The sequence below is a fragment of the Methanococcoides sp. genome, from assembly GCF_030594565.1.
In the GTDB taxonomy this organism is placed as follows: domain Archaea; phylum Halobacteriota; class Methanosarcinia; order Methanosarcinales; family Methanosarcinaceae; genus Methanococcoides; species Methanococcoides seepicolus.
Genome location: NZ_JAUVEY010000116.1, coordinates 1 through 6,988, shown reverse-complemented (window position 1 = coordinate 6,988; position 6,988 = coordinate 1). Strand labels below are relative to the sequence as shown.

Sequence of the window (6,988 nt, the reverse complement as noted above, 5' to 3'; positions counted from 1 at the left end):
AGGAAGCTGGAATCCGTGACACTGTCATGACCATGGTCGGTGGCGCACCTGTCACACAGGACTGGGCAGACAAGATCGGCTCAGACATCTATGCTGAGAACGCAACTGACGCAGTCGTCAAATGTAACGCAGCAGCTGAGTGATTGATAGTCACAAATGAAAGATAGGTCCGATCGTACCTGTCCATTATTTTCTGACAGCTCCTCCCCAACTTGATCCTCCTCATATCTTGCGTATTACAACTTCCCATTTCATCACTGCAATAAATATATGAGGGGGATAGCTTTTAAGCGATTTTTAAAACTTCAAAGTTAAAAATAGATGGCCTTCATGACAAATAGCTTTAGAAATGCTGTCGAGCGAACTTATGCATATGTAGTTTTGTTGACTGATATTGCAATTCTACAAATTCAAATTCCATCAGCAGTCTGGTGAATTGTGCAATAAGATCAGCAAAATAACAACATAAACACGATTTGCATTCAGATCCTCTACGATTCCAACTCATTTGCTATTTTCCCTTTGTGCAAGAAGTACTGCAAATAAGATCAGCAATATTCCTGTAAACTGCCATCTGGATAGTATTTCACTAAAAACAGATACTCCGATAGTTGTTGCAACAACCGGTTCAACTGCTGCTATTATGGATGCTTTGCTGGCCTCAACGTAGTGAAGACCTTTTGTATAAAAGATATATCCCAGCACTGTCGGAACTAAACCAAGGCCAAATATGTAACCCCATGAGTCGATGTTATGGGAGGCAGTAATGATCGCCTCCATTCCACTAATGGGAAAAAGGCCAATTGTTGCGACAACAAAAGTATAGGTTATAACGGTCATAGGGTCATATTTGTCAAGGGCGGCTTTTCCTAATATGGTGTAAAGGGCATAACCAAAACCAGAACCCAGACCTATTAGAAGCATACTGGTCGATAATAACCCCCCGCCCGATGGGAGATAACCAGATATGAGGATGCATCCAACAATAGCTACCATCAATGCAAGGATCTTGATCGAAGATAGTCTTTCTTTAAAGAATAGGCGTGACATGAGCAATACAAAGATCGGAGCAGTGTAGAGAAGGATCGCTGCTATTGCAACAGAAGCTTCTCGGATGGTTATAAAATAACACCAGTTAAAGAAAACAAGGCTGAAAATCCCGGTCCCGATAAAATAATAGGCATCAGAAAAACGGATCTTTAAAAGTTTCCTGTCTGTTAAACCTATATAGATGAACATTATCAAAGCTGCGCTTAGAACCCTGAGAAAAACAATTTCCAGAGCTGAAAACCCCACCTCATAAAGGATATTGACAAAAATAGATACTGTAGCCCAAAAGGCTGCGCCTGTTCCAATTAAAGCATATGAACGTTTTTTCATGTGTTATTCTCGTGTTCATTGACTTACCAAACATAGAAATATGTTTCTCTTTGAGAGGACTGTATTTGAATTTTAGATTTGTTGGATAGTATACTTAAAAGTAGACTTCGTAAAAAATTAGCGCACAAAAAATCCGATTTTTTAATCTCCTATGTATCCCAGTATCCAATGTTAACTGGAGATTTTAATATTAAGTAGGAAATAATAGAAGTACGAAACCTAACTAAAATTGTTGGGAAAAAAAGCCTAAGAAAGCACTTTCTCTCATCGAAACCGGATTCTCAAAAAGCGAAATTTTTGAAAGGACGGGACAGAACGTTGGACTTTACAACGTCAATTTTGATATATATGAAGGTGAAATTTTTGAGATAATGGGCCTTTCTGGCTCAGGAAAATCCACTCCTTTGCGATGCATAAACCGCCTTATAGAACCAACTGATAGACACATCATTCTCGACAAGTGGAGATAGTTCAGTTGCACTTATTATTGCAATATAGTCCAATCCTTTCTGAACAGTCTTTGAATATTTCATTACATCCCTTTATCCATTTGCCATAAACAACGGAGTGAATCTCGCTTTACATCATCAATTGCAGATAATGACCACATACCTTCGCCCATGAAGATGTGTGTCTGGTATAAACATATACAAGGAACTTTTCGTTATTAAATATTTACATAATTATTGAATTGTTGCATCTGTAGACGGTGAACAGATAATGAGATTCACAATGTTCTGATACAGTTCTGGTTCGATCAAGTCATTGTGGTCAAGGAATCGTATGCTACACTGTATTGCAATGGAATTTCAGAGAGAATCATTAGGCCTCTATTAAGCCACAAATATTATAACACATGGTTTCACTGAATAGAGCTACTCTAATTTAAACCTAAAATCTGTTTTACCCAGCGTTGGGCTAGTATCCAATGTTAACTGGAGATTTTAATATTAAGCAGGAAAAAAAAATTGAAGTACGAAACCTAACTAAAATTTTTGGGAAAAAGCCCAAGAAAGCACTTTCTCTCATTGAATCCGGATCCTCCAAAAGTGAAATTTTTGAAAAGACCGGACAGAACGTTGGACTTTACAACGTCAATTTTGATATATATGAAGGCGAAATTTTTGTGATAATGGGGCTTTCTGGCTCCGGAAAATCCACTCTTTTGCGATGCATAAACCGCCTTATAGAACCAACTGCCGGACACATAATTCTCGATGGGGAGGATGTGGCCACAGCAAATTCTGAGGAACTGCGAGAGATACGCAGGAAAAAAATGGGCATGGTGTTTCAGAATTTTGCACTCATTCCTCACAGAACTGTCCTTGATAACGTTGCATATGGTCTTGAGATACAGGGCATATCAAAAGAAGAGAGGGATGTTAAGGCAAAGGAAGCTATCGAAACCGTTGGCCTTAAAGGCTATGAAGATAGCAAAACATCCCAGCTCAGTGGAGGGATGCAGCAGAGGGTCGGACTTGCAAGGGCTCTTGCAACTGATCCAGACGTCCTGCTGATGGATGAAGCCTTCAGTGCTCTTGATCCCCTTATACGAAGCGAGATGCAGGACGAATTACTTGCACTCGAAGATAAGATGCAAAAAACGATCGTTTTCGTATCCCATGATCTTGATGAGGCCTTAAAACTGGGTGATAGGATCATGATCATGCATGATGGACAGATAGCCCAGATCGGCACTGCGGAAAATATCCTCACAGAACCTGCAGATGATTATGTGTCGAAGTTCGTGGCAGGTGTGGACAGGACAAAGATACTCACTGCAGAAACGGTCATGAAACGTGCCGATCCCGTAGTATCAATGAACTCCAGTCCAAAAGTAGCCCTGCAGTTAATGAGAGAACATGGCATATCATCCATATTTGTCGTGAACAGAGAGAAGCATCTGAAAGGTATCATTTCAGTTGATGATGCAGTAAGCGGTTCAAAGGCTGGAAAGACCATAAAAGATGTCATGACAGAAGATGTCACAGTCACCTACCCAGATACACCTTTGAACGAACTTATCCCAATAATAGAAAACAGTTCACCAATTGCAGTTACAAAGGATGATAGAAAACTCCTTGGAGTAATTGTAAGGGGAAGTGTACTTGGTGCACTTGCGATCGAGGAGGCGTGATCAATGGCTATACCAAAAATACCGATAGGAGATGGTGTGGAATATGTGGTCAATTGGATCGAAGATGATTTTGGAATATTGCTGGATATATTTAGCGATGTAACGGATTACATAATATCCGGCCTTAATGATACCCTGCTCTTGTTCCCTCCCATTGTATTTGCATTGATAATTGGTATAGCTGCATATTTCATCGGCAAGAAGGACCTAAAACTTGCGATAGGAAGTACAGTTGGCCTGCTCCTGATAGAGAACATGGGACTATGGGTACTATCCATGGAGACTATTTCCCTTGTCATCACATCGGCATTCCTTGCATTAATTATCGCAATACCATTGGGAATAGTTTCAGCAAAGAATGAATTTGCATACCACGTTATCAAGCCTCTACTTGACCTGATGCAGACAATGCCATCGTTCGTTTATCTTATCCCAGCAGTCATATTCTTCGGGCTTGGAAATGTTCCGGGACTTGTTGCAACTATCGTTTTTGCAATGCCTCCTGCCATCAGGCTTACCACCCTGGGAATCCAGCAGGTACCAAAGGAACTTACCGAGGTCGCAGATGCATTTGGATCAACACCATGGCAGAAACTGAGCAAGGTGGAACTGCCAACTGCTCTGCCAAGTATAATGGCTGGCGTAAACCAGTGCATCATGCTTTCCCTTTCAATGGTAGTAATAGCTGCCATGATCGGTGCAAGAGGTCTGGGATATCAGGTACTTATCGGAATTCAGAGGGTAGATATAGGACAAGGATTTGAAGCAGGACTTGGAATTGTGATCATAGCGATCATACTTGACAGGTTCACACAGCATCTCACACCAAAGTGAGATACTGTCTTTTTATTTTTATTGCGGAACTTCCGCATATTACCCCATAAATAAAAAAAGGAAAAAAGTTTGTGATATATTGAATGGAAAAATAAAAACGTTATTAATGGTATTGCTAGTTGCAATAAGCCTTATTGGTGCAGGATGTGTCCAGCAGGAAGACGGAACTGACACAGAATTAAAGGAAGTAACTGTAGGATATGTTCTATGGGACGGCGAAATCGCAAGTACGAATGTGATAGAACAGGTTCTTGAGAAAAAGGGCTATGATGTTGAGATCATTGCAGTAGATGCTGGTGCTCTTTATCTGGGAGTTGCACAGGGAGATTTCGATTTTACAACATCTGCATGGTTACCTATAACACAGGAGAATTACTGGAACAAGTATGGAGACCAGTTGGTCAGTGTCAGAAACAACCTTGAGAACTGTCCTTCGGGACTTGTTGTACCAGCATATGTGGAGATAGACTCCATCGCAGAACTCAACGAAAACAAGGAGATGTTTGATGGAGATATCATCGGTATAGACCCTGGAGCAGGTGTCATGCAGAACACCGAAAATGTGATCGAGGTCTATGGTCTGGATTACAAACTGGTATCAAGCAGTAGCGCAGGCATGACCGCACAGCTTCGCAAAGCTATCGATGATGAAGAACCCATCGTTGTTACACTCTGGTCTCCACATTGGGTATTTGGTCGCTGGGATTTGAAGTACCTTGATGATCCACAGGGAGTCTTTGGTCAGGCAGATAATGTAGAGACCCTTGCACGCACAGGCCTTGAAGCAGATATGCCAGAGGTCTATGATGTACTTACAAGATTCCACTGGACCCATGAAGACATACAGTCAGTGATGCATGATATGGAAAGTGGAATGGCTCCTGAGGATGCAGCAGCAAAGTGGATAGAGAACAATCCTGAAAAAGTAAACGAATGGCTGGGAGAAGAATAAATACACCTTCTCCATCATTTTTTTTATTAATCTTGTATCTGGCATAAAGGATTAGAAATTATCATTTTCTACGAACAGTTTGTATTTTTTTATTGTATAGGATCTCTACAGAACTCTTTCTAATGAAAAATGCAAAGTTTGAGTGAAAAAATACTGGAATTGACTAAAAGAAATTAAATTCAAGTTATTAGTGCATAACCTTGACAGATATAGCAAAGTTATTTTTATTATTCAAATGAGTATTTCTACATATCCACAAAATAATTTGGATATTCCACCGTAAAATCAGATATTTATAATTCTACGATGGAAGATTGAAATATTGTTACAATGCTACTTCACTTTTCAGTAGCTTTTGCACGCTCTGCTTGTGTCATATTGGCAAGACGCTCAACTTCCTTTACATCCAGACCCAACCCTTCAGCCACACGCCCTCCATAATCGTGATCGGCTTTGAAGAATAGGGCGGTCTGTCTGAGTTGAATGCGTTTTTGTGCGCCTGAGAGATGGGACACAATATTGCCCACAAGATTCTCACGAGCCTGATTATCCATTACGTCACGATACAGGTTGCCTGCCTGTACAAAATCATCGTTGGGATGACCATAAGGCGTGCGGTCTGCTTTACCGGACACTTCGAATGCTGGCTTCAGAGCATCAGGGTCTGGGGCAGGACCTCCAAAGCTATTGGGCCAGTAATTGGGTCCGCCACCTCCATTGGCATCAATTCGCATGAATCCATCACGCTGATAGCTGACTTCTGGTGCGTTCTTAGGAGCATTCACAGGGATCTGATGATAATTGGAACCCAGTCGGTGAACATGGGTGTCGTGGTAAGAGAAAACCCTGGCTTACAGCATCTTGTCTGGAGAAATGTCAATACCTGGTACCAAGTTACCGGGACTAAAGGCAGATTGCTCTACTTCGGCAAAGTAATTAGCAGGATACCTATTAAGTACCATTTTACCGATCTTGATGGTAGGGAAGTCACCATGTGGCCAGACCTTGGTTATATCAAGGATATCAAAACGATATTCTTCAGCCTGCGCTGGGGTCATTATATGCATTTCAAGGGTCCAGGAAGGATAGTCCCCCCTCTCAATGGAATCATAGAGATCTCTGGTGGCATGGTCAGGGTCCGTTCCACTTAATTTCTCTGCTTCCTCACTGGTAAGGGTCTTTGTACCCTGGTCAGTCTTGAAATGATACTGCACCCAGAAGTATTCACCATCATCATTGTACCACTTGTAAGTGTGACTTGAGTATCCGTTCATATTGCGGAAGGTTGCAGGGGTACCCCTGTCTGAAAAGAGGATCGTGACCTGATGAATTGATTCCGGAGTGAGAGAAAGAAAGTCCCAGAACATATTTGGGTCCTTGCAGTTCGTAGCAGGGTTCCGCTTCTGTGTATGAATAAAATCAGGAAACTTCAGAGGGTCCCGAATGAAGAACACAGGTGTATTGTTACCCGTAAGATCATGGTTTCCATCTTCGGTGTAGAACTTCACAGCAAACCCACGTGGGTCCCTTGCTGCATCGGGAGACCCCTTTTCACCACCTACAGTGGAAAAGCGGGCGAATATCTCAGTACGTTTGCCTATTTCAGAAAGGGACTTGGCTTTTGTGTACTTGGTAACATCGGCAGTCACTTCAAAATAACCGCCAGCACCTGCACCTTTAGCATG

6 protein-coding genes and 2 pseudogenes are annotated in these 6,988 nt (G+C 41.7%); 5 read left to right on the top strand and 3 right to left on the bottom strand.

What is annotated here, in order from left to right:
* Nucleotides 1–143: pseudogene (locus tag QAS77_RS09310) on the top strand (dimethylamine corrinoid protein 3); the annotation flags it as partial.
* Nucleotides 144–504: 361 nt separating this feature from the next.
* On the opposite strand, the gene QAS77_RS09305 reads toward QAS77_RS09310, so the two are convergent.
* Nucleotides 505–1,380, bottom strand: coding sequence for a DMT family transporter (locus tag QAS77_RS09305; protein WP_305065127.1), 876 nt, complete (start codon nucleotides 1,378–1,380; stop codon nucleotides 505–507).
* A 371-nt stretch (nucleotides 1,381–1,751) separates the two neighbouring features.
* Between QAS77_RS09305 and QAS77_RS09300 the strand changes: the two genes are divergently transcribed.
* The 4 genes from QAS77_RS09300 (at nucleotide 1,752) to QAS77_RS09285 (ending at nucleotide 5,303) form a co-directional block, all read left to right on the top strand.
* Nucleotides 1,752–1,850, top strand: a complete 99-nt coding sequence (locus tag QAS77_RS09300; protein ID WP_305065125.1) for a hypothetical protein — start codon at nucleotides 1,752–1,754, stop codon at nucleotides 1,848–1,850.
* A 458-nt stretch (nucleotides 1,851–2,308) separates the two neighbouring features.
* Nucleotides 2,309–3,517 (top strand): quaternary amine ABC transporter ATP-binding protein, encoded by a 1,209-nt coding sequence (locus QAS77_RS09295; protein ID WP_305065123.1) that lies wholly within the window; start codon nucleotides 2,309–2,311, stop codon nucleotides 3,515–3,517.
* Between the two features lie 3 nt (nucleotides 3,518–3,520).
* Nucleotides 3,521–4,351 carry an ABC transporter permease gene (locus QAS77_RS09290; RefSeq protein ID WP_305065122.1) on the top strand — a complete coding sequence of 277 codons (831 nt, stop codon included), beginning with the start codon at nucleotides 3,521–3,523 and terminating at the stop codon, nucleotides 4,349–4,351.
* A 106-nt stretch (nucleotides 4,352–4,457) separates the two neighbouring features.
* Nucleotides 4,458–5,303, top strand: a complete 846-nt coding sequence (locus QAS77_RS09285; RefSeq protein WP_305065120.1) for a glycine betaine ABC transporter substrate-binding protein — start codon at nucleotides 4,458–4,460, stop codon at nucleotides 5,301–5,303.
* A 338-nt stretch (nucleotides 5,304–5,641) separates the two neighbouring features.
* On the opposite strand, the gene QAS77_RS09280 is transcribed toward QAS77_RS09285, so the two are convergent.
* Both QAS77_RS09280 and QAS77_RS09275 read right to left on the bottom strand, forming a co-directional pair.
* Entirely contained in the window at nucleotides 5,642–5,938 is a 297-nt protein-coding gene (locus QAS77_RS09280; protein WP_305065128.1) for a catalase-related domain-containing protein, read from the bottom strand.
* Between the two features lie 54 nt (nucleotides 5,939–5,992).
* A pseudogene (locus tag QAS77_RS09275) lies at nucleotides 5,993–6,988 on the bottom strand (catalase); the annotation flags it as partial.